Origin of the sequence: Pseudomonas sp. MYb185 (assembly GCF_002979975.1) — a bacterium.
Taxonomy (GTDB): Bacteria; Pseudomonadota; Gammaproteobacteria; order Pseudomonadales; family Pseudomonadaceae; genus Halopseudomonas.
On sequence record NZ_PCQD01000007.1, the window covers coordinates 21,018 to 45,530 of the forward strand.

General features: G+C 64.7%; 23 protein-coding genes. 9 read left to right on the forward strand and 14 right to left on the reverse strand.

The window, feature by feature from the left end; translation table 11 throughout:
• Nucleotides 1–11: 11 nt before the first annotated feature.
• Genes CQ007_RS11980 through CQ007_RS12000 form a run of 5 tightly spaced genes read right to left on the reverse strand, consistent with a single transcriptional unit; the run spans nucleotide 12 to nucleotide 2,786 of the window.
• A complete protein-coding gene (locus tag CQ007_RS11980) occupies nucleotides 12–761 on the reverse strand; it encodes a S9 family peptidase (protein WP_105646068.1) in 750 nt (249 codons plus the stop codon).
• Complete coding sequence (locus CQ007_RS11985; protein ID WP_105646069.1) at nucleotides 737–1,858, reverse strand: DUF3182 family protein; 1,122 nt, start codon at nucleotides 1,856–1,858, stop codon at nucleotides 737–739. The genes CQ007_RS11980 and CQ007_RS11985 overlap by 25 nt, the downstream gene beginning before the upstream one ends.
• Before the next feature lie 40 nt (nucleotides 1,859–1,898).
• Complete coding sequence (locus tag CQ007_RS11990; protein WP_105646070.1) at nucleotides 1,899–2,156, reverse strand: DUF2892 domain-containing protein; 258 nt, start codon at nucleotides 2,154–2,156, stop codon at nucleotides 1,899–1,901.
• Between the two features lie 11 nt (nucleotides 2,157–2,167).
• Entirely contained in the window at nucleotides 2,168–2,542 is a 375-nt protein-coding gene (locus CQ007_RS11995; protein WP_105646071.1) for a Rho termination factor N-terminal domain-containing protein, read from the reverse strand.
• Nucleotides 2,543–2,570: 28 nt separating this feature from the next.
• The gene (locus tag CQ007_RS12000) at nucleotides 2,571–2,786 is read right to left on the reverse strand and encodes a hypothetical protein (protein ID WP_105646072.1); all 216 of its coding nucleotides are present in this window, start codon (nucleotides 2,784–2,786) and stop codon (nucleotides 2,571–2,573) included.
• Nucleotides 2,787–2,967: 181 nt separating this feature from the next.
• Here CQ007_RS12000 and CQ007_RS12005 point away from each other — a divergent pair, with 181 nt between their 5' ends.
• Nucleotides 2,968–3,846 (forward strand): Ku protein, encoded by an 879-nt coding sequence (locus CQ007_RS12005; protein ID WP_105646073.1) that lies wholly within the window; start codon nucleotides 2,968–2,970, stop codon nucleotides 3,844–3,846.
• 201 nt (nucleotides 3,847–4,047) lie between these two features.
• Nucleotides 4,048–6,618, forward strand: a complete 2,571-nt coding sequence (gene ligD / locus CQ007_RS12010; protein WP_105646074.1) for a DNA ligase D — start codon at nucleotides 4,048–4,050, stop codon at nucleotides 6,616–6,618.
• Nucleotides 6,619–6,660: 42 nt separating this feature from the next.
• Here ligD and CQ007_RS12015 read toward each other — a convergent pair whose 3' ends face one another.
• Entirely contained in the window at nucleotides 6,661–6,996 is a 336-nt protein-coding gene (locus CQ007_RS12015) for a DUF3509 domain-containing protein (protein ID WP_105646075.1), read from the reverse strand.
• A 271-nt stretch (nucleotides 6,997–7,267) separates the two neighbouring features.
• On the opposite strand from CQ007_RS12015, the gene CQ007_RS12020 reads away from it, so the two are divergent.
• The 7 genes from CQ007_RS12020 (at nucleotide 7,268) to glgB (ending at nucleotide 16,685) form a co-directional block, all read left to right on the forward strand.
• Nucleotides 7,268–7,783 carry a ferritin-like domain-containing protein gene (locus CQ007_RS12020; RefSeq protein WP_105646076.1) on the forward strand — a complete coding sequence of 172 codons (516 nt, stop codon included), beginning with the start codon at nucleotides 7,268–7,270 and terminating at the stop codon, nucleotides 7,781–7,783.
• Nucleotides 7,784–7,923: 140 nt separating this feature from the next.
• On the forward strand, nucleotides 7,924–8,091 hold the full coding sequence (locus CQ007_RS12025; RefSeq protein WP_105646077.1) for a general stress protein: 168 nt from the start codon (nucleotides 7,924–7,926) through the stop codon (nucleotides 8,089–8,091).
• 87 nt (nucleotides 8,092–8,178) lie between these two features.
• Nucleotides 8,179–8,319 carry a hypothetical protein gene (locus CQ007_RS18945; protein WP_158256767.1) on the forward strand — a complete coding sequence of 47 codons (141 nt, stop codon included), beginning with the start codon at nucleotides 8,179–8,181 and terminating at the stop codon, nucleotides 8,317–8,319.
• An 8-nt stretch (nucleotides 8,320–8,327) separates the two neighbouring features.
• A complete protein-coding gene (locus CQ007_RS12030; protein WP_105646078.1) occupies nucleotides 8,328–9,185 on the forward strand; it encodes an SDR family oxidoreductase in 858 nt (285 codons plus the stop codon).
• Entirely contained in the window at nucleotides 9,178–11,151 is a 1,974-nt protein-coding gene (locus CQ007_RS12035) for an alpha-1,4-glucan--maltose-1-phosphate maltosyltransferase (RefSeq protein ID WP_105646079.1), read from the forward strand. The genes CQ007_RS12030 and CQ007_RS12035 overlap by 8 nt, the downstream gene beginning before the upstream one ends.
• A gap of 10 nt (nucleotides 11,152–11,161) precedes the next feature.
• Entirely contained in the window at nucleotides 11,162–14,491 is a 3,330-nt protein-coding gene (treS, locus tag CQ007_RS12040) for a maltose alpha-D-glucosyltransferase (RefSeq protein ID WP_105646080.1), read from the forward strand.
• A complete protein-coding gene (gene glgB, locus CQ007_RS12045; RefSeq protein WP_105646081.1) occupies nucleotides 14,484–16,685 on the forward strand; it encodes a 1,4-alpha-glucan branching protein GlgB in 2,202 nt (733 codons plus the stop codon). The genes treS and glgB overlap by 8 nt, the downstream gene beginning before the upstream one ends.
• A gap of 968 nt (nucleotides 16,686–17,653) precedes the next feature.
• Here the strand turns inward: glgB and CQ007_RS12050 are convergent.
• From CQ007_RS12050 to CQ007_RS12085, 8 genes are read right to left on the reverse strand one after another with little or no spacing between them, the layout of a single operon-like run.
• On the reverse strand, nucleotides 17,654–19,309 hold the full coding sequence (locus CQ007_RS12050) for a proton-conducting transporter membrane subunit (RefSeq protein WP_105646082.1): 1,656 nt from the start codon (nucleotides 19,307–19,309) through the stop codon (nucleotides 17,654–17,656).
• The gene (locus CQ007_RS12055; protein WP_105646083.1) at nucleotides 19,306–20,823 is read right to left on the reverse strand and encodes a proton-conducting transporter membrane subunit; all 1,518 of its coding nucleotides are present in this window, start codon (nucleotides 20,821–20,823) and stop codon (nucleotides 19,306–19,308) included. Before CQ007_RS12055 ends, CQ007_RS12050 begins: the two co-directional genes overlap by 4 nt.
• Nucleotides 20,820–22,244 (reverse strand): complex I subunit 5 family protein, encoded by a 1,425-nt coding sequence (locus CQ007_RS12060; protein WP_105646084.1) that lies wholly within the window; start codon nucleotides 22,242–22,244, stop codon nucleotides 20,820–20,822. Before CQ007_RS12060 ends, CQ007_RS12055 begins: the two co-directional genes overlap by 4 nt.
• The gene (locus tag CQ007_RS12065; protein WP_105646085.1) at nucleotides 22,241–22,543 is read right to left on the reverse strand and encodes an NADH-quinone oxidoreductase subunit K; all 303 of its coding nucleotides are present in this window, start codon (nucleotides 22,541–22,543) and stop codon (nucleotides 22,241–22,243) included. Before CQ007_RS12065 ends, CQ007_RS12060 begins: the two co-directional genes overlap by 4 nt.
• Nucleotides 22,540–23,457 carry a hydrogenase subunit MbhD domain-containing protein gene (locus CQ007_RS12070; protein ID WP_105646086.1) on the reverse strand — a complete coding sequence of 306 codons (918 nt, stop codon included), beginning with the start codon at nucleotides 23,455–23,457 and terminating at the stop codon, nucleotides 22,540–22,542. Before CQ007_RS12070 ends, CQ007_RS12065 begins: the two co-directional genes overlap by 4 nt.
• Nucleotides 23,444–23,752, reverse strand: a complete 309-nt coding sequence (gene mnhG, locus CQ007_RS12075; protein ID WP_105646087.1) for a monovalent cation/H(+) antiporter subunit G — start codon at nucleotides 23,750–23,752, stop codon at nucleotides 23,444–23,446. The genes CQ007_RS12070 and mnhG overlap by 14 nt, the downstream gene beginning before the upstream one ends.
• Before the next feature lies 1 nt (nucleotide 23,753).
• Complete coding sequence (locus tag CQ007_RS12080; RefSeq protein ID WP_105646088.1) at nucleotides 23,754–24,008, reverse strand: monovalent cation/H+ antiporter complex subunit F; 255 nt, start codon at nucleotides 24,006–24,008, stop codon at nucleotides 23,754–23,756.
• On the reverse strand, nucleotides 24,005–24,496 hold the full coding sequence (locus CQ007_RS12085) for a Na+/H+ antiporter subunit E (RefSeq protein ID WP_177424334.1): 492 nt from the start codon (nucleotides 24,494–24,496) through the stop codon (nucleotides 24,005–24,007). The genes CQ007_RS12080 and CQ007_RS12085 overlap by 4 nt, the downstream gene beginning before the upstream one ends.
• Nucleotides 24,497–24,513: the final 17 nt, after the last annotated feature.

The following is a 24,513-nucleotide window of genomic DNA, read 5'->3' on the forward strand; positions in this document are numbered from 1 at the left end:
CCGTCACATGTTCAGGACAGATGCCCGATCCGGTCACCGATGATCATCTCGCTGATCCAGTTGGTGAGGATGGTGGTGTAGGCACTCTGGCAGCGCTCGTCGGACAGCCCATGATCGGCTCCGTCGATGATGCGGTGGGTCATCGAGTGGGCCCGGCGGAACGCGGAGCGGTAGTTCATGATGGTGCTGTGTGGCACATGCTCGTCGTATTCCGACTCGACGATCAGCACATCGCCGAGGAAGTCGGCACAGGCCCCCAGCGCCCGGTTGTCCAGTGGGCCGAGCAGGGTCTGGCGGTAGCGCATCAGTTGTTGGCGATCCAGTTGCTGCTTGGGCACTTCCCACTGGTCATCCCAGTACAGTGCGGGCACGCGCATGGCCAGCCAGCGCACCGGGCGCAGGGTGGTGAGAATCGCCGCCAGGTAACCGCCGTAGCTGGTACCGATCACGGCGATACGTTCCGGGTCGGTCGAGGGATATTGCGCCAGGCGGTCATAGGCGACCAGGATATCCTGCAGGTTGTGTTCGCGGGTGACGGTCTGCTTCTGCAACAGGGTCCGCTCATGCCCGCGCAGATCGAACGTCAGGCATACGCAGCCGAGGCCGGCAATGCCGCGTCCGCGAGTCATGTCTCGGGTCTGGCTGCCGCCCCAACCATGCACGAAGAGGATGCCGGGCATGCGTTTCTGTGGTGCCAGCAGGGTGCCGGCGATCTGTTCCTGCGCAACGGTCAGTTCTATAGCTTCGCTGGTGGCTGCCATGGTCGGACTCTGACTCCTGTGGTAAGGGGGCCGGTGGCCGGATCATCGCCCTGATATAGCACCAGGGCACTTTCGGGGATCGGGGGCGCGGCGCCGTAGACTTCCCAACTGCCCGCCTGTACGCGCTGCAATGTCGGATCAGCGGCGAAGGCGAGCAGGGCATGGATCTCGGCACTGCTGGCGCCACCGATGCGCCAGGACTGTTCCAGCACGCCGCTGCACTGATGCCCGGCCGGGTCGTGGCCAACGGCGACATCGCAATTGCGCCGCGAGGCGATGAAACCGGGAAAGGCCGTTTCGGCGGCCTGCTCGTAACGCTGGGCCTGCGCGATGACGGTACGCGCCACGGGTAGATCCAGCTGGCGCACCAGGGCGCGGTAATCGCCACGCACCACCCACAGGTCCGAGCCGCCATATACCGCTTCACCGTCATTGGCCCGGGTCAGCTTCTGGGTGCCGAAATAGCTGGCGACCAGGTTACCGACGCGGGTCTGGCCGACGCTATAGGTGGCTATCGCGCCGAGGTTCTGTTCCAGCACCAGACCTTCCTCGCGCACCCGGATCGCATCCTGCTGGCCCAGCCAGTGTTCCAGTTCGGCGAGTGATCGGATCACCTGTTGTCCACGCCCGGCGCGGCCCGCTACCAGCTTGGTGCGCAACGCGCCGCGCTGCAGTAGCTGGCGACCGGCCCGCAGGGCATCGTCCACATCGAAGGCGCTGTAGCCCGGCAGCACCACATCGCTGGCCAGCTCGATGAAGCGCGTATTCCAGCCCTCGGGCGCGCGGGCATTGGCATCGACCAGCGGATGGGAGATGGCCTTGGTGGCCATGAACGGGTGAGTGACCACGCCGCCATAGAGATCGGCATCACTGCTGATGGCTGGCTGTGGCGCGATCAGCGTGTCGTCGGGCACCACATACAACTGCTGCGGGGCGCTCTTGCCCCGCTGCACGCCGGCGAACGGAATGCCCAGCAGTTCGGCGATCTGGCCAGCGAGATGCCGATGCACATGTTGCTCATGGGCTGAGGTCGGCTGCCCGGTTTGCAGCAGCACCACAGCCGACTTGGGTGGCGATTGGACCTTGCCCAATGACATTCCTCCAAGCCAGGGTGCCCAGGCTTGCGCAGCGGGGGCGTTACTTGAAGCGCGGTGGCGGCGGGATGACTCGCTGTTCGCGCATTTCCTGCAGTCGCCGCTTGGCCGGGCAATAGCCCCGGGCGCCGCGATAGATCACCGCCGCGCCAAGTGCCAGATTAATCAGGCCCAGCGGCCCCGGTCGTTTCAGCCCCTTGCCGATCAGCACCAGGCCGCCACCGATCGACACCCACTTTTCCGCCGTGGTGACATTGTGCGTCGGTGGTTTGCCAAACAGCTCACGTAATACCTCGTACATTGTCGTTCTCCTCAATTGGCCCGGCGCAGGGCATTGACCAGTTCCTGCTTGCGCATGGTCGAACGACCACGGATGTTCTGTGCCCGGGCCTTGGCCATCAGTTGATCCTTGGTCTGCTCCTGCAGCGAGGCCGAACGCGATCCGGCCTTGCGTGTGGCGGCAGCCTGCTGCGCCGAATCACTGCGTGCGGCGGCCTTGCTACCGGCGGATTTCTTCTGTCCGGAGCCGCCGGAGCGGTTGCCGCCACCGGACTGCTTGTTCACCGTGGCCCAGGCTCGGGCCTCGGCTTCCTTCCCGGAAACGCCTTTGCGCTCGTACCCTTTCTCGATGTGTTCGGCCTTGCGTTTCTGCTTGTCGGTGTACTTGTCTTTGTCACCTTGGGACATGTCGATTCTCCCGGTTGGTTAGGGCAGGTCAGGGTTGGTAGTTGTGCCCCGGCTCGGAGTCGGGATGCAGCACTGGGGTCACCTGAATGTCGGTGATGTGTTCCGAGGGCCGGCTGTCATGCCGGGCTTCGACGTGTGCCCGGGCCTGCTCCGGCGACAGGTGCTCGGCAGCGCACTGCACTTCCATGGTGGTTGGCTGGTTGTCGATGATGTAGCTGACAAGGAACCGGTGTTTCTCGCGCATGGCTGTTCTCCCGTGCAGATCGGCCGTAATACCGGTGGCCCGTATCCATACAGACAATGCGCAGTGGCGGGGAGGTTCATTGTTTTTCTGCTGCCCGCCTGGCGCGGATCGGGGCTGAACTTTTGTCTTCGCCACCGGGTCATCCGTAGACAATGCACACAATGGCCAGGAGCATCCTGTTATGGCACGGGCAATCTGGAAGGGCGCGATCAGTTTCGGCCTGGTTCATATCCCGGTCTCGCTGGTGTCCGCCACTTCCTCCAGCGGTATCGACTTCGACTGGCTGGACCAGCGCAGCATGGACCCGGTGGGTTACAAGCGGATCAACAAGGTCACCGGCAAGGAGGTGGCCAGCGAACATATCGTCAAGGGTATCGCGTTCGAAAAGGGCCGCTACGTCATCATCAGCGAAGATGAGATCAAGGCCGCGCTGCCTAGGGCGACGCAGACCATCGATATCTTCGCCTTCCTCGACAGCACCGAGATTCCGCTGCTGAATATCGCCAAGCCGTATTTTCTCAGCCCCGACCGGCGCGGGGAGAAGGTCTACGCCCTGTTGCGAGAAACCCTGGTCAGGACCGGCAAGGTGGCCCTGGCGCATGTGGTGGTACGTACCAAACAGAGCCTCGCCGCGCTGATGCCGCTGGATGCGGCCCTGGCCCTGATCATCCTGCGCTGGCCAGCGGAGGTGCGCAGCATCGAGCAACTGGATCTGAAGGAGGAGGTGCGCGAGGTCAAGCTGAGCAGCAAGGAACTGGATATGGCCAAGCGCCTGGTGGAAGACATGGCCGCCAGCTGGGAACCGGAGGAATACCACAATACCTTCGAGGAGCAGATCATGGCGCTGGTCGACGAGAAGGTCGATGCCGGCGAAATCCAGGCGGTGGAAGCCGAGGAACTGGAGCAAGAGCGGCAGAGTGCGGATGTGGTGGACCTGACCGAGTTGCTGAAACGCAGCCTGGGTGGCAAGCAGCGCGGGGCGGGCAAGGCCGCCGCCGGCAGGACGGCTGGCAAGAGTGCCGGGCAGGGTAGCAGAGCCCCGCGCAAGAAATCCGGCTGACAACCGCATGATTCATATGTCATTGCGAGCCACGCAGTGGCGCGGCAATCCAGGAAGGCGCGCCGGCTATTCCGTGCCCGTGGATTGCTTCACCGCTTTGCGGTTCGCAATGACGGCAGGGAGTGGCGGATGGCCAGGCGCAGGCCGCGCAGGATATGCGTCATTGGGTCCAAAGGCCTCTCATTCACTGGAGTCGTCACCATGCCCAGACCGCTGACCGAATACAATCGCAAACGGGATTTTGACAAGACCCGTGAGCCTCCCGGCCAGCGGTCGAAGGCGCGCCAGCGGGCCGAGGCCGGTTCACTGAGCTTTGTCATCCAGAAGCACGCCGCGCGGCACCTGCACTACGATTTTCGCCTGGAGCTTGATGGCACCCTGGTGAGCTGGGCGGTACCCAAGGGGCCGAGTCTGGACCCCAAGGACAAGCGGCTGGCGGTGCATGTGGAGGACCATCCGCTGAGCTATGGCAATTTCGAGGGCAGTATCCCCAAGGGCCAATATGGCGGTGGTGAGGTGATCGTTTGGGACCATGGCATCTGGAAGCCGCATGCCGATCCGGGCAAGGCCTACCGCGACGGCAAGCTCAAGTTCACCCTGATCGGTGAAAAACTGTCCGGTGATTGGACACTGGTGCGTACGCGCCTGAAGGGCAGTGGGGATCGGCAGCAATGGCTGCTGATCAAGGAAAACGATCATGCCGCGCGGGGCGCGGCTGAGTACGATGTGCTCACCGAGCGCCCGGAGAGTGTGATATCCGGCGCCACCATCGATGAACGCAGCGGCCAGCGCAGCGAAGCCACCGGGAAGAGCCCGCCAGTTGCGAAGACGGCGGCCAGGCCAAAGCCACAGAAAAAACCGACCGCCACGGCAGCGGCCAAGCGAGGCTCCGCAGCCTTTCCCAAAACCCTGGCGCCACAACTGGCGACCCTGGTCAGTCAGCCTCCGGCGGGCGACTGGCGCTACGAAATCAAGTTCGATGGCTACCGGCTGATGATCCGCTTTGATGCCCGTGGCAAGCTCAGTCTGTTGACCCGCAATGGTCATGACTGGAGCCACCGGTTGCCTGAACAGTGCAAGGAACTGCGTGGCCTGGGGCTGAAGAACAGCTGGCTGGATGGCGAGCTGGTGGTGCTCGATGAAGATGGCCTGCCGGACTTCCAGGCCCTGCAGAATGCCTTCGACACCGAGCGCAGCCACAGCATGTTGCTGTATCTGTTCGATGCGCCTTTTTTGAATGGCGAGGACCTGCGCCAGCAACCGCTGGAAACCCGGCGCCAGGCGCTGGAGCAGGTATTGGCGGCGCATGCCAGTGAGTCGCTGCGCTTCTCCGACACCTTCGAGGCGGACTACGCCTCGATCCTCAAGAGCGCCTGCGCCATGTCCCTCGAAGGTCTTATCGGCAAGCGTGCCGGTAGTCCCTATGTGTCCCGGCGCAGCGCCGACTGGATCAAGCTCAAGTGCAAACAGCGCCAGGAATTTGTCATCATCGGATTTACCGCGCCCAAGGGCAGTCGCAGCGGCTTCGGCTCGCTGCTGCTGGGGGTGCATGAGGGCGATCAGGATCAGCTGCGCTATGCCGGGCGGGTCGGTACCGGTTTCAGCCAGGCGCGCATCAGTGAACTTCACCGGCAGTTGGCCCGGCTACAGCAGGATGCCCGACCGGTGGCCGGCAGCGTGCCGGACTCGCGCTCGGCAACCTGGGTCAAGCCACAGCTGGTATGTGAGGTGGAGTTCGCCGAATGGACCACCAGTGGTGTGATCCGCCAGCCGGTATTCGTTGCGTTGCGCAGCGACAAGCCGGCCCGGGATATCGTCCGCGAACAACCTCTGCAGCCGGAGCAGGTGGCGCGGGTGATGGGGCGCAAGAAGGTGTCCGGCCAGGTGGCTGGGGTGCGCATAAGCAATGCGCAGCGGGTGATCGACCAGCACAGCGGCATCACCAAGGGCGAGCTGGCGGCCTTCTATGCCAGCATCTGCGACTGGATCATGCCGCACCTGAGCGGCCGCCCGGTATCGCTGCTGCGCGCCCCCGAAGGGGTGGAGGGCGAACAGTTCTTCCAGAAGCATGCCGAGCGGCTGGCCATTCCGCATATCCGCCATCTCGACCCGGCACTGGATCCCGAGCACGGCCGCTATATGGAGGTGAACAACCTCAAGGCGCTGATCGGTGCGGTGCAGATGGGCAGCATCGAATTCCACACCTGGGGGTCGGGTAGCCGCTACATCGACAAGCCGGACCGCCTCACCCTGGACCTGGACCCGGACCCGGAACTGCCATGGAAGAGCATGCTCGAAGCCACCGAGCTGGTATTGGCGGTGCTGGATGAACTGGGACTGCAGAGTTGGCTGAAGACCAGTGGCGGCAAGGGCATGCACATCATCGTGCCATTGGCCCGGCACACCAACTGGGAAACGGTAAAGGCTTTCAGCCGGGCGATCTCGCGCTTCATGGCCCGGCAACTGCCGGATCGTTTCACCGACAAGATGGGCCCGCGCAATCGGGTGGGCAAGATCTTCGTCGACTATTTACGCAACCAGCATGGCGCCAGCACAGTGGCGGCCTATTCGGTGCGGGCTCGCCCTGGCCTGGCGATATCGGTCCCCATTGCGCGCGAGGAACTGTCACAGTTGCGCAGCGCAGCCCAGTGGCACATCGGCAATCTGCATGAACGCCTGGGGCAACTGGCCCAGGACCCCTGGACGGGCTATCAGAATCGCCAGCGCATCAAGCGCGAACACTGGCAGCAGCTGGACGCAGAAGCCCCCTGACGGGGCAGGGGGCTTCAGGGGTGCAGTGCTGCAGAAGGAGTATCAGGTCGCCGATGCCTTGAAGGCCAGGCGTCTCCTTTCCCACAGGCTGGCCGCGCGGGTCTTGTACAGGCGGCCATTGGTATAGGTCGGTAGGTTGGACACGTCGATGGTGCCAATTACTTCCCGGGTTGGTGGCTGTCCCTTGGCCATCATGAGATCCAGTCGAACGCGACGAATCAGCTGATCCGCACTTTTCTGATCATCGGGGAGCACGCGTCTCAGTTCCTTGCCGTCGGCGGACTTCACGATGATGACAAAGCTCCCATCGGGTCTGGGGTTCGCGGAAATCGTGCAATCAGGCAAGGCCGCATGCCATTTGGCCAAATTGGTAAGCATCTTTCCCTCCTATCTTTAAGGTGGAAGAGTAAATCTAGTACAAGCGAAACATATTGCCAGTGCGGGGATACTTATCCGATGAAAGGGGATATTTCCTGATGTCGCAGTGATGTTGTATTGGTTGTAATTGATCGCTTGAGTTGGTTTATGCGTTATCTATCAGATGACACAAAACGTGAAAGTGCACTATTGCCGTTCCGTTTGATTGTATGAACTTTGGCTGACCAGTCATTTTCTATTGCTTACATTCATCAGAACGGAGGGTCGCACAATGGCTACTCAAGAGCCGGTAGAGAACCTCATGAGCTGGCTGCGGGATGCGCATGCAATGGAGCAGCAGGCCGAAAAGATGTTGTCATCCATGTCTGCCCGGCTGGAGCATTATCCGGTACTCAAGGCGCGGATCGATCAGCATATCGACGAGACCCGCGGCCAGCAGGCCCGGTTGGAAAGTTGCATCCGGCGACTGAATGGCAGCCCTTCCACGATCAAGGACATGGGGGGCAAGCTGATGGCTTTCGCCCAGGGTGTCAGTGGCATGGTCATGAGCGATGAAGTAGTCAAGGGCGCCATGAGCGGCTACGTCTTCGAACATATGGAAATTGCCTCCTACACCATTCTCATCGCTGCAGCCGAGGCGGCGCGTGATAGGGAGACGCAACAGGTCTGTGAGCAGAACCTGCGGGAGGAGCAGGCAATGGCCGAATGGCTGCTGCAGCACCTGCCGGAAGTTACCCAGGCCTTCCTGGCGCGCTCAGCCAACCCGAATACGCAAGCCAAACGTTGATATCCATTTTCAGTTATATGTTATTTCGAAAAGATCAGTATTGAGTCTATAAATGGGTGGAACGAAGACAAGTAAGCTCTGCCTACTTATATAGTTCCGATGTCGGAACTTAACTCGATAAACGAAACGGGAGAGCTGAAATGACTGAGCAACATCGTGGTGGTAAAGGTAACTTCGCCGAAGACCCCAAGCGTGCATCGGAAGCCGGCCGCAAAGGTGGACAGCAAAGCGGTGGCAATTTCAAGAATGATCCCCAGCGTGCCTCTGAAGCAGGGCAGAAGGGCGGTGAGAAGAGCCGTCGCAGTTAACTGACTGAGCCGGCGGGAGCATCTCTCGCCGGCTTACCCATTCATTCCATTTTGTTCAAGCAGAGGTCGAGAAGCACAATCCGGCCGATGGGCTGGGCGCCTCTGCCGGACATGATGTGGTTCAAGAACCAGCGCAACTTCGTTCGCAGGGTGCTGGCCGAGGAGACCGGTCGGGTATCGGTTGGCTATGACCGGGTGCCTGGCGGCGGTGCGGAAGCGGATAAGTGAGGCTGACGATGAGCGACAAACAGACCCCTCCAGCGCAACACCAGGACCAGCAGCCCGGCTCGGAAAAACGCATGCACCCGCAGCCGGAATTCATTTCCGAGCATTACCGGGCGGCGGACAAGCTCGACGGCAAGGTGGCGGTCGTTACCGGTGCCGACAGTGGTATCGGCCGGGCGGTGGCGGTGCATTTCGCCCGGGAAGGGGCCAGGGTGGCGTTGCTGTATCTCAACGAGGAGGAGGATGCGCGCAAGACCGAGGAGGAAATCCGCAAGGCCGGCGGCGAGGTGCTCTGTTTTGCCGGGGATGTCGGCGATCCCGGTTTCTGCCGTCAGGTGGTGGATACCCTCACCGGCAAATGGGGACGCATCGATGTGCTGGTCAATAACGCCGGTGAGCAGCATCCCCAGGAAAAGCTGGAGGACATCAGCGACGAGCAGTGGCAGCGTACCTTCCATACCAATATCTTCGGCATGTTCCTGCTGACCAAAGCGGCACTGCCGCATATTCCCGAGGGTGGCTCAATCATCAATACCACCTCGATCACCGCCTACAAGGGCAACCCTCAACTGATCGACTATTCCGCCACCAAGGGCGCCATAGTGTCCTTCACCCGGTCGCTGGCGATGAACCTCAGCAGTCGTGGCATTCGGGTCAATGCGGTAGCGCCGGGGCCGATCTGGACGCCGCTGATTCCCTCGACCTTCTCCGCCGAGCAGGTCTCCGAGTTCGGTGGCAACACGCCGATGGGGCGGCCCGGCCAGCCGGCCGAGCTGGCGCCGACCTATGTGTATCTGGCCTGCCAGGATTCCTCTTATGTCAGCGGGCAGGTGCTGCATGTCAACGGAGGCACGGTGGTCAATGGTTGAGCAGCAATCCGTCGATCAGGCCATTGCGCAACCCCGCATCGCCATAGAGTCGGTCACGCCGGCGGTGGAGCACGGTCGTTGCGCGGCCAAGGTCCTGCAGGGGCGCGCGGTGACGCTGTCCGCTGTGCTGATTTGCGATGGACATGGCAAGCTGGGGGGCGAAGTACTCTGGCGCATGGACAGGGAAGAGGAATGGCAGGCGCTGACTCTGCAGCCTCGGGGCAACGATCTGTGGCAGGTCGAATTGATTCCGCGCCGCACCGGCATGCTGCATTTCCTGGTGCAGGCCTGGGTCGATGTATGGGCCAGCTACTGCGATGAGTTGCACAAGAAACACCAGGCCGGGATGGCCGTGGACCTCGAGCTGCTCGAGGGCGAGCGGTTGCTGCAGGAAACCCTGGAGCAGGCTGAGCCCGAGCATATCGACATGCTGCAGGAACTGCTGGTGGAGCTGGCACAGACCACGGATGCCGAGGCGCGGGTGGCGCTGTTGCTCAGCCCCCATACCGCCGATGCCATGGCCTTGGCCAGCGAGCGGCCACACCTGTCGCGCAGCGCTCGGCATCTGCTGGATGTGGAACGCTCGCTGGCCGAGTTCGCCAGCTGGTACGAGCTGTTTCCGCGTTCGCAGACCGATGACCCGAATCGGCATGGCACCTTCGATGATGTGATCCGGCGGTTGCCGGACATCCAGCGCATGGGTTTCGATGTGCTGTATTTTCCGCCCATCCACCCCATCGGCCTGGCCCACCGCAAGGGGCCGAACAATACCCTGCAGGCCGGCCCCCATGACCCGGGCAGCCCCTATGCCATCGGCAGCGAGGAGGGTGGGCATGATGCCGTGCACCCGCTGCTGGGCAGCCTCGACGACTTCCACCGTCTGGTCAGCGCGGCGCGTGCGCATGACCTGGAAATCGCCCTGGACTTCGCCATCCAGTGCTCGCCGGACCACCCCTGGCTGCGCGAGCACCCCGGCTGGTTCAACTGGCGCCCGGACGGCAGCATCCGCTATGCGGAGAACCCGCCGAAGAAATACGAAGACATCGTCAACGTCGAGTTCTATGCCGAGCAGGCCCTGCCGGACCTGTGGCTGGCGCTGCGTGATGTGGTGCTGTTCTGGGTGGAGCAGGGAGTGACATTGTTCCGCGTCGACAACCCGCACACCAAACCCTTGCCATTCTGGGAGTGGCTGATCGCCGAGGTGCGCCGCAGGCATCCGGATGTGATCTTCCTCGCCGAAGCCTTCACCCGGCCGGCGATGATGGCACGCCTGGGCAAGATCGGTTTCAGCCAGAGCTACACCTACTTCACATGGCGCAACACCAAGCAGGAGCTGGCAAGCTATTTCACCGAGCTGAACCAGTCGCCCTGGAGCGAGTGCTACCGGCCGAACTTCTTCGTCAATACGCCGGATATCAACCCCTGGTTCCTGCACAGCTCCGGGCGCGCGGGCTTTCTCATCCGCGCCGCGCTGGCCACCATGGGCTCGGGGTTGTGGGGCATGTACTCCGGCTTCGAACTGTGCGAGGCAGCGCCGCTGCCGGGGCGCGAGGAGTACCTGGATTCGGAAAAATACCAGCTGCGCCCCCGCGACTGGCATGCGCCGGGCAATATCGTGGCCGAGATCGCCCGGCTCAACCGCATCCGCCGGGACAACCCGGCGTTGCATACCCACCTGGGTTTCCAGGTCTACCACGCCTGGAACGACAACATCCTGTACTTCGGCAAGCGCACCGCGGACCTGTCGAACTTCATTCTGGTTGCCGTGAGCCTGGATCCGTTCAACGCCCAGGAAGCACACTTTGAACTGCCGCTATGGGAGTTCGGTCTGAAAGATGATGCCAGTACGCACGGCGAAGACCTGATGAATGGCCATACCTGGTTATGGCATGGCAAAACCCAGTGGATGCGTATCGAACCCTGGTATCTGCCGTTTGGGATATGGCGTATCCGACCCATGGCCTGAGGTGTGAAACATGGCAAGACGAAACCGGGCACCGGCGTTTATCAACGACCCCTGCTGGTACAAGGACGCAATCATCTATCAGATCCACGTGAAGTCCTTCTTCGATGCCAACAACGACGGCATCGGTGATTTCGCCGGTCTGATCCAGAAGCTGGACTACATAGTCGACCTGGGCGTGAACACCCTGTGGCTGCTGCCGTTCTATCCCTCGCCGCGGCGGGATGATGGCTACGACATCGCCGACTACCGCGGCGTGCATCCCGACTACGGCAACATGGCCGACGTGCGTCGCTTCATCCGTGAGGCTCACCGCCGCGGCTTGCGGGTGATCACCGAGCTGGTCATCAACCATACCTCGGACCAGCACCCCTGGTTCCAGCGTGCCCGGCTGGCGCCCAAGGGCTCCCGGGAGCGCAATTTCTATGTCTGGTCCGATACCGACCAGAAATACCAGGGCACGCGGATCATCTTTCTCGATACCGAACAGTCCAACTGGACCTGGGACCCGGTTGCCGGCCAGTTCTTCTGGCACCGCTTCTATTCCCATCAGCCGGACCTGAACTTCGACAATCCGCAGGTGCTGCGCGCGGTGCTGTCGGTGATGCGCTTCTGGCTGGACATGGGTGTGGATGGCATGCGCCTGGATGCCATTCCCTACCTGATCGAGCGCGATGGCACCAACAACGAGAACCTGCCGGAAACCCACGTGGTGCTGAAGAGGATCCGTGCCGAGCTGGATGCCCTGTACCCCGACCGCATGCTGCTGGCCGAGGCCAACCAATGGCCGGAGGACACCCAGCCGTACTTCGGTGGCGAGGATGGCGGCCCCGGTGACGAGTGTCACATGGCCTTCCACTTTCCGCTGATGCCGCGCATGTACATGGCCATCGCCCAGGAGGACCGCTTCCCGATCACCGATATCCTGCGCCAGACCCCGGAAATTCCCGACAACTGCCAGTGGGCGATCTTCCTGCGCAACCACGATGAGCTGACCCTGGAAATGGTCACCGAGCAGGAACGCGACTACATGTGGAACTACTACGCCGCCGATCGCCGCGCGCGCATCAACCTGGGCATCCGCCGGCGGCTGGCACCACTGGTGGAGCGCGACCGGCGGCGCATCGAGTTGCTCAACAGCCTGCTGCTGTCGATGCCGGGCACGCCGACGCTGTACTACGGTGATGAGATCGGCATGGGCGACAATATCTTTCTCGGTGACCGCGATGGTGTGCGCACGCCCATGCAGTGGTCCACCGACCGCAATGGTGGCTTCTCCCGCGCCGATCCGGCCGGTATGGTGCTGCCGCCGATCATGGACCCGCTGTACGGCTACCACACCATCAATGTCGAGGCGCAGACGCGCGATCCGCATTCGCTGCTGAACTGGACCCGACGCATGCTCACGGTGCGCAAGCAGCACCAGGCGTTCGGCCGCGGCACCCTGAAGATGCTGGCCCCGGCCAACCGCAAGATCATCGCCTATCTGCGCGAATTCACCACCGAGGGTGGTCGCCACGAGATCATCCTGTGCGTGGCCAACCTGTCCCGCGCCGCCCAGGCCACCGAGCTGGACCTGTCCGCCTGGGCTGGCAAGGTGCCGGTGGAAATGCTCGGCGGCAGCAGCTTCCCGCCGATCGGCCAACTGCATTACCTGCTGACCCTGCCGCCCTATGGCTTCTACTGGTTCGCCCTGGCGGACGAGAGTCAGATGCCCAACTGGCACGTCGAGCCAGTACAGCCGTTGCCCGAACTGGCCACGCTGGTGATCAAGAAGGACCTGTCCGATCTGCTGAAGGAATCCAGTCGGCGGATATTGCAGGAAGAGTCGTTGCCGCAGTGGCTCGGCAAGCGCCGCTGGTTCTCCGGCCGGGCCGATGGCAGTGAGCCGATCCGCCTGCTGTACGCGATCCCCTTCTGCGAGGACAACGAACCCTGCGTTCTCTGCGAGTTGGCAGTGGGGCAGGAGCATTATCAATTGCCGCTGGGTTATCTGCCTTCCACCGACTCGTCCGACAGCCACGGCCAGGCACCCGCGGCCTTCGCCCTGGCGCGCCTGCGTCGCGGTCCGCGGCTGGGACTGCTGACCGATGCCTCGACACTGCCGGGATTCACCCGCCGGGTGCTCGACAGCCTGCGCCAGGGCCGGGTGCTGCCGGCCCAGGGCCAGGAGGTGCACTTCATTCCCGGGCCTGGGCTGTTCCAACTGGAAGAGCTGCCGAACGAAGAGATCCAGGCGGTCACCGTCGAGCAGTCCAATACCTCGATCCTGATCGGTGAGCGGATGATGCTGAAGATCATCCGCCGGGTGATGCCTGGGGTGCATCCGGAAATCGAGATGGGTGGTTTTCTCACCGAGCGGGAATTTCCCGCCATCGCGCCCCTGCTGGGTGAAGTGCGACGGGTCAACGGTGACGGTGAGCAATACACGCTGATGATCCTGCAGGGCTATATCGACAGCCAGGGGGATGCCTGGCAATGGACCCGGGACACGCTGGAACGGGCGATTCGCGACCAACTGGTCGGTGGCCTGTCCGAGCAGGAGAACCAGTACACCGCGCTGGCCGAGCTGGAAGCCTTTGCCGGCACTGTCGGCCAGCGGCTCGGGCAGATGCACGTGCTGCTGGCCGATGCCCAGGGTGGGGAAGGGTTCGGCTTCGAGATCAGCGACCAGGCGGACTGCGAGCGCTGGGTGGAACAGATCGGCGAGCAACTGCTGGCCGCGCTGGATGCCCTGGAGCATCACCGCGAGCGGCTCTCGCTACCGGCCCAGGAACAGGCCGACTGGCTGCTGGCCCGGCGCCAGGGGCTGACGGAACAGGTCGCCGAGCTGGCGCGTCGCAGTCAGGGTGGCATCCGCATCCGCGTGCATGGCGACCTGCATCTGGGGCAGGTGCTGGTTCTGCCGGGGGACGCCTGCTTCATCGACTTCGAAGGCGAACCGGCGCGTCCACTGGAGGAGCGACGCCAGCGCCTGAGTCCGCTCAAGGACGTGACCGGCATGTTGCGGTCCTTTGACTATGCCGCGGCTACCGCCGTGCGCAGCGTGCACGGCACCGATCATTCCGACGAAGCGCAGCAGGCGCGGCAGGATATCTGCCAGATCTACCGGGAGCAGGCCGAGCGCGCCTTCCTGCAGGCCTACCAGATGGCCAGCCCGGATCTGCCGCATGCCTGGGCAATGCCCGACGGCGAGCAGGCGGCACTGGCCCTGTTCAGCATCGAGAAGGCCGCCTACGAAGTGCGTTATGAAGCCAGCTACCGCCCCGATTGGCTGGATGTGCCGCTGGCTGGCCTGGTGGCGTTATGCAAACCCCTGATGGAGAGTGGCAACGATGGCTGACAGGATAAGCGGCAACGAGGGTGCAGGCAGTTTGCACGTGCAGGTCCAGGCACTGGTCCGGGCCGAGCATGGTGACCCCTTCGCCTTTCTCGGTGCCCATGAACAGGATGGTCGGATCATCGTTCGCAGCTGGCAGCCCGGCGCCCTGGAGGTGGAGCTGCTGGATGCCCAGGGCGGGTCGCTTGGACCCATGCAGGAGCAGGTGCCGGGGCTGTTCACCGGCCAGCTGGAGGCGCGTCAGCCCTATCGGCTGCGCATTCACTGGGCCGGTGGGATCCAGGAAACCGAGGATCCCTATGCCTTTGCGCCACAGCTCGGCGAGCTGGACATCCATCTGTTCGCCGAGGGCAATCACCGCCGCCTGGGCCTCTGCTTCGGTGCCCAGCCCTGGCAGGTCGAGGGAGTGGCCGGGGTACGCTTCGTGGTCTGGGCGCCGAACGCCCGGCGGGTATCGGTGGTCGGCAACTTCAACAACTGGGACGGCCGCCGTCACCCCATGCGCCTGCATCCCGGTGCCGGGGTCTGGGAGCTGTTCATTCCCCGGCTGGGGCCGGGAGAGGTATACAAATACGAGATTCTGGGCCAGCAGGGGCTGCTGCCGTTGAAGGCCGACCCGGTGGCCCTGGCCACCGAGAAACCACCGTCCACCGCGTCGGTGGTGGCTGCCGGAGTCGATTTCCACTGGGATGACCAGCAATGGATGGCGCAGCGTGGCCAGGCCCAGTCGCGTGACCGGCCGCTGTCGATCTACGAAGTGCATGCCGGCTCCTGGCGGCATGCCAGTGAGGCCGACGGCGAGCCATTGAACTGGGCGCAGCTGGGCGAACAGCTGATTCCCTATGTGCTGGACATGGGTTTTACCCATATCGAACTGCTGCCGGTGATGGAGCATCCGTTCGGCGGTTCCTGGGGCTATCAGCCGCTATCGCAATTCGCACCGACCGCCCGTTATGGCACGCCGGAGGATTTCGCCCGTTTCATCAACGCCTGCCACCAGGCGGGTATCGGTGTGATTCTCGACTGGGTGCCTGCGCACTTTCCCGGCGATGCCCATGGCCTGGGCCTGTTCGACGGAACCGCGCTGTATGAATATGCCCATCCGTTCGAGGGCTGGCACCCGGACTGGGACACCCATATCTACAACCTGGGACGCACCGAGGTGCACGGCTTCATGCTGGCCTCGGCGCTGCACTGGCTGCGCGAGTACCACGTCGACGGCCTGCGGGTGGATGCCGTGGCCTCCATGCTGTACCGGGATTACTCACGCAAGAGCGGCGAGTGGATTCCCAATCGCCATGGCGGCCGGGAAAACCTCGAAGCCATTGATTTTCTGCGCCATCTCAACGATGTGGTGGCCACCGAGGTGCCGGGTGCCCTGGTGATCGCCGAGGAGTCCACCGCCTGGCCAGGTGTCAGCCAACCGACCCAGCAGGGCGGGCTGGGCTTCTCCGGCAAGTGGAACATGGGCTGGATGCACGACACCCTCAGCTACATCAGCGAAGATCCGCTGCACCGTCGCTACCACCATCAACAGATCGCCTTCGGTCTGCTGTATGCCTTCACCGAGCACTTCATCCTGCCGATCTCGCATGACGAGGTGGTACATGGCAAGGGCTCGCTGCTGGCGAAGATGCCCGGGGATCGCTGGCAGCAGTTCGCCAACCTGCGGCTGTATCTGTCGTTCATGTGGAGCCATCCGGGCAAGAAACTGCTGTTCATGGGCTGCGAGATCGGCCAGTGGCGCGAGTGGAGCCATGACCGGCAACTGGACTGGTATCTGCTCAATTACGACGAACACCGTGGGGTTCGCGATCTGGTCCGCGACCTCAATCAGCTGTATCGGCAGTACCCGGCGCTGCACCAGCGCGACGACAGTGCCGATGGTTTCCAATGGCTGATCGGCGATGACAGCAGCAACAGTGTCTATGCCTGGCTGCGGCGCGGCGAGGATGGGGCGATGTTGCTGGTGGTGCACAACTTCACCCCGGTGGTACGCACTGGCTACCGCATCGGCGTGCCACAGGCCGGCCCGTGGCGGGTCCTGCTCAACAGTGATGCCCATCAGTATTCCGGCTCGGGCGCCGGCAGCTATGGCGAGCTGCAAAGTGAAGATCAGCAGAGCCACGGCCAGCCCTGCTCACTGGCGCTGGATCTGCCACCGCTGGGCAGCCTGATCCTGGGCTGTGGCGTATGACGACGAGACCGCCATCGCCGGGCGTTCAAACGGGGTGTAGCGCGTCTGCGCTACGCCTGCGGAATCGGTGCCAGCCTGTCGTCGAGCAGGCGCTCGACAACCCGGGGTTGCGGTCCGCGTTCGGGCGTTCAAACGGGGTGTAGCGCGCCTGCGCTACGCCTGCGGCGTCGGTGCCAGCCTGTCGTCGAGCAGGCGCTCGACAACCCGGGGGTTGCGGTCCGGTTCGGGCGCTCACACGGGGTGTAGCGCGCCTGCGCTACGCCTGCGGCGTCGATGCCAGCCTGTCGTCGAGCAGGCGCTCGACAACCCGGGAGTTGTGGTCCATGTTCGGACGCTCAAACGGGGTGTAGCGCGTCTGCGCTACGCCTGCGGCGTCGGTGCCAGCCTGTCGTCGAGCCGGCGCTCGACAACCCGGGAGTTGTGGTCCGTGTTCGGGCGTTCAAACGGGGTGTAGCGCGCGGGCGCTACGCCTGCGGCGTCGGTGCCAGCCTGTCGTCGAGCCGGCGCTCGACAATCCGGGGGTTGCGGTCCGTGTTGGGGCGTTCACACGGGGTGTAGCGCGCGGGCGCTACGCCTGCGGCGTCGGTGCCAGCCTGTCGTCGAGCCGGCGCTCGACAATCCGGGGGTTGCGGTCCGTGTTGGGGCGTTCACACGGGGTGTAGCGCGCGGGCGCTACGCCTGCGGCGTCGGTGCCAGCCTGTCGTCGAGCCGGCGCTCGACAATCCGGGGGTTGCGGTCCGTGTTGGGCGTTCACACGGGGTGTAGCGCGCCTGCGCTACGCCTGCGCTACGCCTGCGGCGTCGGTGCCAGCCTGTCGTCGGGCAGGCGCTCGACAACCCGGGAGTTGTGGTCCGTGTTCGGACGCTCACACGGGGTGTAGCGCGCCGGCGCTACGCCTGCGGAGTCCGAGCTTGCGCGAACCTCGACAAGCCACAGTCGCTAGGAACGACGCCTCGCCGCGATAGGGGCTAGCCCAGCCACCCCAGCATCAGCAGCAGCACGATGATCCAGGCGCTGGTGGCCACCGTGCCGGCGTGCCACAGGCGGTTCCAGTGTCGTTCGCTGCGGCGCCAGCGCTGCTCATCCATCGATTTGCCCAGCTCCGGCAGCAGTGGCCGTTGCAGCAGACGCATCAGGCGCAGCGAGAGCACCCGTGCCGGGTTGGGCAGGTGTTGCAGCCGGGTTGGTAGCTGCCAGCCCATTTTCCACACCAGTCCACTGATGGCCAGCGCCAGCAACGCCGGCCACAGCGCGGCCCAGATGGCATACAGCGGCAGGCTGTCGAGCATGGCCTGACGTAGAGGCGGCCAGGCCCAGGGCAGGGCGACGGGCATCAGGCACAGCAACAACCATGGCATCGACTGGCCTGCCACGAGCGGCGGCAACGAGGTCTGCCGCTGACTGGCGCGCATCAGCCACAGCAGGCGCAGCATCAACAGCATGGTGCCGGTGGAGCCGAGCACCAGCAGGAGCATCCAGCCGGCGAGGTGGCCGGCTTCGATGCCATCCTTGAGCAGCAGCTTGACGGCCGCGCCGCTGGTCAGTGGCAGGCCGGCCAGGGCCAGCGCCGGCAGCGCCAGACACAGCCAGTGCCAGGCCCGGAGCCTGCCCCGCGTACTCAGCCCCGCGCCCATGAACAGCGCGCCCTTGGCCAGGCCGTGATGCACCGCATACAACGCCAGCAGAACCGCCGCCGCTTCCCGGTACCCCGGTTGCTGCCAAGCCAGCGCCAGGATGATCAGCAGGTAGCCGACCTGGCTGATGGAGGAATAGGCCAGCAGCGCCTTGCTGCGGGTCTGCAGCAGCCCGAGTGCCACTCCATACAGGGCGCTGATGGCCCCTGCCGCCAGCAGCCAGGGTGTCCACTCCCGCAGGAGCGGGTCCTCGGCGGGTAGAAACTGCCACAGGCCGAGAATCCCGGCCTTGATCATCGCCCCGGACAGTACCGCGCTGGCCGCCGCCGGGGCTGCCGGGTGGGCCAGCGGCAGCCAGACGTGCAGCGGCCAGAAACCGGCCTTGAGACCGAAGCCGACCAGCAGCAACGCGGCGCTCCAGGTGCCGATCGGTGTCTCGCGCCAGACCTCCAGTGCCAACGCACCGCCGGCCTCATGGATGCGCATCAGCATGCCTGCATAGATCAGCATTTCGCCGAGCACCGCCAGTTGCAGGTACAGCCGGCCGGCCTGGCGTGGGGCAGGGCCGCGCTGGTGGGCCACCAGCGCATAGGCGCTCAGGCTCATCAGGGTGAAGCCGGCATAGAAGCTGCCGGCGTCGCCGGCGATCACCAGCAACAGATTGCCGAGCAATGCCAGCAACCAGAATATCCAGAAGCGCTGCTGCCGATCGTCATGCGCCATGTCGGTCACGGCAAAGCGGCTGGCACAGGCCCAGAGCAGGGCGCTGAAACCGAGCCAGGCGCGGCTGAGCGGATCGTCCGCAGCCCATTGCGCACCCGGCCACAGCGCTGGCAGCGCCAGGGGCTCGGCGGGCCACAGGCAGAGCGCCAGCGCCGGCAGGCAGCTCAGCCACAGCCAGCTGGCGCAGCGTCTTGGCCCGGCGCAGACCAGCAGCATCCCGGCCAGCAGCGGGGCGCCGGGGACCAGCAGCCAGAGCAGCCCGTTCACAGACCGAACTCCCGGTTGATGATCAGCTCGCTCCAGCCCAGCGGACTGAAGCCGGTGCCGGCCAGAATGCCGGCGAGCAGGGCCAGCACGGCGGTGAACAGGGTCGGGGCCAGGAGCATCCAGTGTGTCTCGCGCCACCCCGGTCTGCCGGCATGAGCCGCTTTCCCTGCCGGCCATTCGGTCTTCGGCGCGGCAAACCAGCCCCGGTAGATCAGTGGCAGGAAATACGCTGCATTGAGCAGTCCGGAGATCACCAGCACCAGCAGAATGATCGGCCAGCCGGATTCCAGTGCGCCCAGCCCCAGATACCATTTGCTGATGAAGCCGGCGGTTGGCGGTACGCCGATCATGCCCAGCGCAGCGAGGGTGAAGGCGGTCATGGTCAGCGGCATGCGCTGGCCGATGCCGTCCATTTCCCGGATGCGGTGCACGCCCAGGGTCTCGGCGAAATTGCCGGCGCAGTAGAACAGCGTGACCTTCATCAGCCCCTGGTGCACCAGGTGCGCCAGGGCGCCGACGGCGGCAATCGGGCCCATCAGGGCGACGCCCAGGGTGATGTAGGAGACCTGGCTGACGGTAGAGTAGGCCAGGCGTTTCTTCAGTTCCTGTTGCTGCAGGGCCTTGAGCGAGCCATAGATGATGGTCGCCGCCGCCAGCGCCAGCAACGGCAGATGCAAGCCCAGCGCCTGTACCGGCTCCACCCCGTACACGTCGTATACCACGCGGACAATGCCGAAGGCGCCGGCCTTGACCACCGCCACCGCATGCAGCAGCGCACTGACCGGGGCCGGGGCGACCATCGCCTGCGGCAGCCAGCCATGCAGCGGCAGCAGCGCGGCCTTGACGCCGAGACCGGCGATCATCAGGGCAAAGGCCAGGATCAGGCTGACGCTCCGCGTTTCCAGCAGGGGTTGCAGATAGCCACCGGCGCTGAATTCCGGGCTGCCGGTCAGGCTGTGCAGCAGCGCCACACCCATCAGCAACAGGGCGCCGCCACCCAGGGTGTAGGTCAGGTAGATGCGCCCGGCCCGCAGTGCCTGCGGCGTGCCGCGGTGCACCACCAGCGGGAAGGTAGCCAGGGTCAGCAGCTCGTAGAACAGCAGGAAGGTAACCAGGTTGCCGGCCAACGCCAGGCCGACGGTGGCGCTGACACACAGGCTGAAATAGCCGAAGAAGCGCGAGCGCAGGGGCGCATCTTCCAGATAGCCGATGGCATAGATGGTGGTCGCCAGCCACAGCACGGTGGACAGGCTGACGAACTGCAGCGACAGCGCATCGCCCTGCAGCACCAGATCGCCGCCGGGCAGGAACGGTAGGCTGAAGCGGAATTCCAGGCCCTGGGCGACGCCCCATAGCATCAACCCCACCAGTCCCAGCTTGAGCATCACGCCGAACAGGTTGAGCGCTATCCGCAGACGCGTCTGTTCCTCGCGCAGGGTGAATATCAGCAACCCCGGCAGCAGCGAGCTGAGCACGATGCCCAGTGGCAGCAGGTTGGTCCAGTTGGCGATCATCCGCTTGCCTCCGTCAGCCAGCGGATCAACGGCTGGCTGAACAGGGCCAGGCCCCACACGGCGATGGCCGGCAGCAGTGCCAGCCACTGGGCGAACGGGTCGGGATTGAAGTTCGGCGGGGTTGCCTCGGCCCGGTCGAAGGACAGCGCTACCACCCGGAACACATAGGCGGCGCTGGCCAGGGTGCCGATCAGCACGCCCAATGCCCAGGGCCAGTGGATCGGTTCCGCCAGCAGTGGCTGCAGCAGCACCCACTTGGCGACGAAGCCGCCGCTGGGCGGCAGGCCGATCAGGCTGCCACCGGCCACGGCAAAGGCGAACATGGCCACCGGCATGGTCTGTGTGGCGCCCTTGAGCGAGGCCACCCGCCTGCTGCCAAGGGTCGCCTGCATTTCCCCGGCGGCCAGGAACATCGACACCTTGGCCAGGCCGTGGGCCAGCACGAATAGCCACAACGCCACCGACAGCTCGCTCTGCTGCCAGCGCAGCAACAGCCCCAGGGCCAGCAGCGCATACCCCAGTTGCGCGACCGTGGAATAGGCCACCAGTCGCTTCAACAGCGGCGTGCGCAGCGCTGCCCAGCCGCCGGACAGCAGGGCGACGATGCCGGCGAGGGCGAACAGCAAGCCCGCTGACTCGGTCATCTCCAGCGGCGCTACCCGGCTCCACAGTAGCCAGAGGATGAACAGCGGCCCCTTGACCACCAGCGCCGAGAGCAGCGCACTGACGGCGGTTGGCGCGCTGCTGTGGGCCGCCGGCAACCACAGGTGCAGCGGCCAGAGCGCGGCCTTGAGCATCAGCCCGACAGTCATCAGCAACAGCGCCATGCGCGTGCTGTGATCGGCTTGGCTCGACTGCGCCAGCAGGTCGAGATCGAGCACACCATAGCGACCGTAGAGCAGGGCGACGCCGAGCAGGTAGCATAGCGAGGCGGCCAGCGACAGCAGCAGATAGCGCAACGCCGGTGCATACGCCTTGGGTCCGCTGAGGATGATCATGGCTACCGCGACCAGGCCGAGCAGCTCCAGGGTGACGTACCAGTTGAACAGGTCGCGTGACAGCCACAGCGCTGCCAGGCTGGCATGCAGCAGTGATGACAATGGCCAGTAATCGGTATCGCGGGTCTGGCTGTGGCGGCTGTACTGGGCATAGATCGCCACCAGCAGATGGGTCATGGCAGTGAAGATCAGCAGCAGCGCCGTCAGGGTGCTCAGCTCGAAGCGGATGCCCAGCGGTGTACGCCAACCGCCGATGACCAGCGTCTGCAGCCCCTGGTCGAGCACCTGGTTCAAGGCCAGCCCGGCGCACAACAGGCTGCCCAGGCTGGCGACGATCACCCAGTTGCCGGAACGCAGGCGCAGCGCCAGCATCAGCAGGGCGGTGCCCAGCGGCAATAGCAGGCTTGCCAGTGCCAGCGTCACTCGCCTGGCTCCCGGGTCGACTGCCGGCTGGATCTGCGTGGCTGGTGCGCCACTGCCAGCCGCAGGGCGAAGGCGGTGGCGCTGACCGCCACCACCAGGCCGGTGACCACCAGCGCCTGCAGCACCGGATCGTTGTGACCGTCCCGGCTGGCCAGCGCCACCATCACCATGAAAGTGCCGCTGCCCATCACGTTGATTGCCATGATGCGGCGCAGTGTCTGCCGCAGGCGCAACAATCCATGCAGCCCGAGCAACCAGAGCATGACGCCCAGGCACAGATAGAAGGTGGTGCCGCTCATCTCTCCAGCTCCTTGCGTTCACCGACCACCAGCAGGCTCAGGCTGGCGGCGATCGACAGCGTCGCCGCGACCTCGATCAGCAGTATCAGTGGACCTGACCAGCCCGGCGGGTAGCTCAGCCAGCCGTCACCGAGCCAGGCGCCCGCGGCGGCAATGCTGAGAAACAGCGCCAGGCCGATCAGCACCAGCGCGCGCAGTGGCCAGTATGCCCAGCGCAGCTCCGGCAGCAGTCCCGCCAGGCGCAGCATGACCACCCCAGCGGCCAACAGCGCGCCGGCCTGGAAGGCGCCGCCGGGTGCGTGGCTGCCGCGCCATAGCAGGTAGCCGGCGATGAGCACGCTCAGCGGCGCGAGAGCACGGCTCCAGGCTTGCAGCAATGGCCACACGCCGGGCAGTGGCTGGCCGGACGGGCGCAACTGCCGCACGCCGAGCACCGCCAGCAGCAACACCAGCAACTCCAGCAAGGTATCCCAGGCGCGGAAGTTGAGCAGTACCGCGGTCACCGGGTGGCTGACACCGCTGGCTTCAAGCTGGCTGGCGACCAGCGCCGGCAATGGCTGCGGTCCCTGCGCCAGGGGCAGCACCGCGCGCAGCAGCAGGATCAATACCAGAACGCCGAGCAGCAGGGCTGCCAGCATCCTTGCCGGCGCTCTGATCGGTGCCGGTTCGCTGCCGCTGTCGCTGCGGCCGAGGGCCGACAACAGCAGCACCCCGGTCAGTCCGGCGCCGATGACCGCTTCGGCCAGCGCCAGGTCAGGGGCGCCGAGCCTGGCCCACACCAGGGCCAACAGCAGGCCGAAGGCGATGAAGGATATGATGCCGGTATACAGGCGCTGGCCATGCAGGGCGGCCACGGCCAGGATCAACAGCAGTGCGCCCAGGGTGAGATCCAGCAGCAGCTCAGGGGCTGGCATTGTCATCCTCCTCAGCGAGTTGGTCCCGCTCGCGCTGATAGCGCGCCAGCAACTGGCAGGCGGTGGTGCTCGAGGCCATCACCAGCAGCCAGACCAGCAGCATCAGGAGCGCCGCCCGCCAGGACGGGGCGCGCAGACACAAACCAAGGACCACCAGGCCAAGACCCAGGGTATCGGCCTTGGTCACCGCATGCAGCCGGCTGTAGACATCGGGGAAACGCAGCAGCCCGAGGGTACCGGCAATGAAGAAGAATGCCCCCGCCACCAGGGCCACGCCGCTCAGCCAGGCCAGCATGTCAGCCCGCCCCCGGCGGTCGGCGCAGGAGCTGGACCAGGGCGGCGGTGACCACGGCTGCGAGCAGTGCCAGTACCAGGGCAGCATCGATCAGTGCCGGCTGCGCCTGCCAGTCGGCCATCAGCATCAGCAAGGCGGCGCCGGTGGTACCGAACAGCTGGATGGCCAGCAGGCGGTCGGCCCGGGTTGGCCCGGAAAATACCCGCCACAGGCCGGCCAGGATGGTCAGCACCAGAATCAGCGCCAGCAACATCATGCCGGCTCCTCACCGAGCAGGCGCAGCAATCGCTGCTCCAGCCGGGCGGTGCTGTCCAGCCAGGGTTGGTGCTGGTCCAGCACATGCATGTTCAGGCAGTCGTCCTCTATCGCCGCCGCCAGGGTGCCTGGTAGCAGGCCGACCAGTGAAGCGAACAGCAGCCGGTTGCCGGGCTGGCGGATGGTCAACGGGTAACGGACCCAGGCCGGAGCCAGCGGCATGCGGGGCTGTATCGCGCGGCGGGCGACATCCCAGCCGCCGGCCAGCAGCGCGCGCAGAAAGAACAGCAGGAAGGCGGGCGCGGCCCTCAGGCGAACATGCCAGACCGGGCTGCCCAGCCAGTGGGACAGCGAGGCCGCAGTCAATATGAAAGGTACGCCCAAATACCAGCCCGTGCCGCCAGCCAGCAACCACCACAGGGCGGCATACAGAAGTAGCCAGAACAGGGTCTGGCGTGAAAAAAGGTGGCCTGCCCAGGGAAGAGGCACGATGACTCCCGTTGCGT

Bases quoted from the DNA above. Each gene is read 5' to 3' on its own strand.
- CQ007_RS11980 (WP_105646068.1), bottom strand. From the start codon at position 761: ATGGCAGCCACCAGCGAAGCTATAGAACTGACCGTTGCGCAGGAACAG.
- CQ007_RS11985 (WP_105646069.1), bottom strand. From the start codon at position 1,858: ATGTCATTGGGCAAGGTCCAATCGCCACCCAAGTCGGCTGTGGTGCTG.
- CQ007_RS11990 (WP_105646070.1), bottom strand. From the start codon at position 2,156: ATGTACGAGGTATTACGTGAGCTGTTTGGCAAACCACCGACGCACAAT.
- CQ007_RS11995 (WP_105646071.1), bottom strand. From the start codon at position 2,542: ATGTCCCAAGGTGACAAAGACAAGTACACCGACAAGCAGAAACGCAAG.
- CQ007_RS12000 (WP_105646072.1), bottom strand. From the start codon at position 2,786: ATGCGCGAGAAACACCGGTTCCTTGTCAGCTACATCATCGACAACCAG.
- CQ007_RS12005 (WP_105646073.1), top strand. From the start codon at position 2,968: ATGGCACGGGCAATCTGGAAGGGCGCGATCAGTTTCGGCCTGGTTCAT.
- ligD (WP_105646074.1), top strand. From the start codon at position 4,048: ATGCCCAGACCGCTGACCGAATACAATCGCAAACGGGATTTTGACAAG.
- CQ007_RS12015 (WP_105646075.1), bottom strand. From the start codon at position 6,996: ATGCTTACCAATTTGGCCAAATGGCATGCGGCCTTGCCTGATTGCACG.
- CQ007_RS12020 (WP_105646076.1), top strand. From the start codon at position 7,268: ATGGCTACTCAAGAGCCGGTAGAGAACCTCATGAGCTGGCTGCGGGAT.
- CQ007_RS12025 (WP_105646077.1), top strand. From the start codon at position 7,924: ATGACTGAGCAACATCGTGGTGGTAAAGGTAACTTCGCCGAAGACCCC.
- CQ007_RS18945 (WP_158256767.1), top strand. From the start codon at position 8,179: ATGGGCTGGGCGCCTCTGCCGGACATGATGTGGTTCAAGAACCAGCGC.
- CQ007_RS12030 (WP_105646078.1), top strand. From the start codon at position 8,328: ATGAGCGACAAACAGACCCCTCCAGCGCAACACCAGGACCAGCAGCCC.
- CQ007_RS12035 (WP_105646079.1), top strand. From the start codon at position 9,178: ATGGTTGAGCAGCAATCCGTCGATCAGGCCATTGCGCAACCCCGCATC.
- treS (WP_105646080.1), top strand. From the start codon at position 11,162: ATGGCAAGACGAAACCGGGCACCGGCGTTTATCAACGACCCCTGCTGG.
- glgB (WP_105646081.1), top strand. From the start codon at position 14,484: ATGGCTGACAGGATAAGCGGCAACGAGGGTGCAGGCAGTTTGCACGTG.
- CQ007_RS12055 (WP_105646083.1), bottom strand. From the start codon at position 20,823: ATGATCGCCAACTGGACCAACCTGCTGCCACTGGGCATCGTGCTCAGC.
- CQ007_RS12065 (WP_105646085.1), bottom strand. From the start codon at position 22,543: ATGAGCGGCACCACCTTCTATCTGTGCCTGGGCGTCATGCTCTGGTTG.
- CQ007_RS12070 (WP_105646086.1), bottom strand. From the start codon at position 23,457: ATGCCAGCCCCTGAGCTGCTGCTGGATCTCACCCTGGGCGCACTGCTG.
- mnhG (WP_105646087.1), bottom strand. From the start codon at position 23,752: ATGCTGGCCTGGCTGAGCGGCGTGGCCCTGGTGGCGGGGGCATTCTTC.
- CQ007_RS12080 (WP_105646088.1), bottom strand. From the start codon at position 24,008: ATGATGTTGCTGGCGCTGATTCTGGTGCTGACCATCCTGGCCGGCCTG.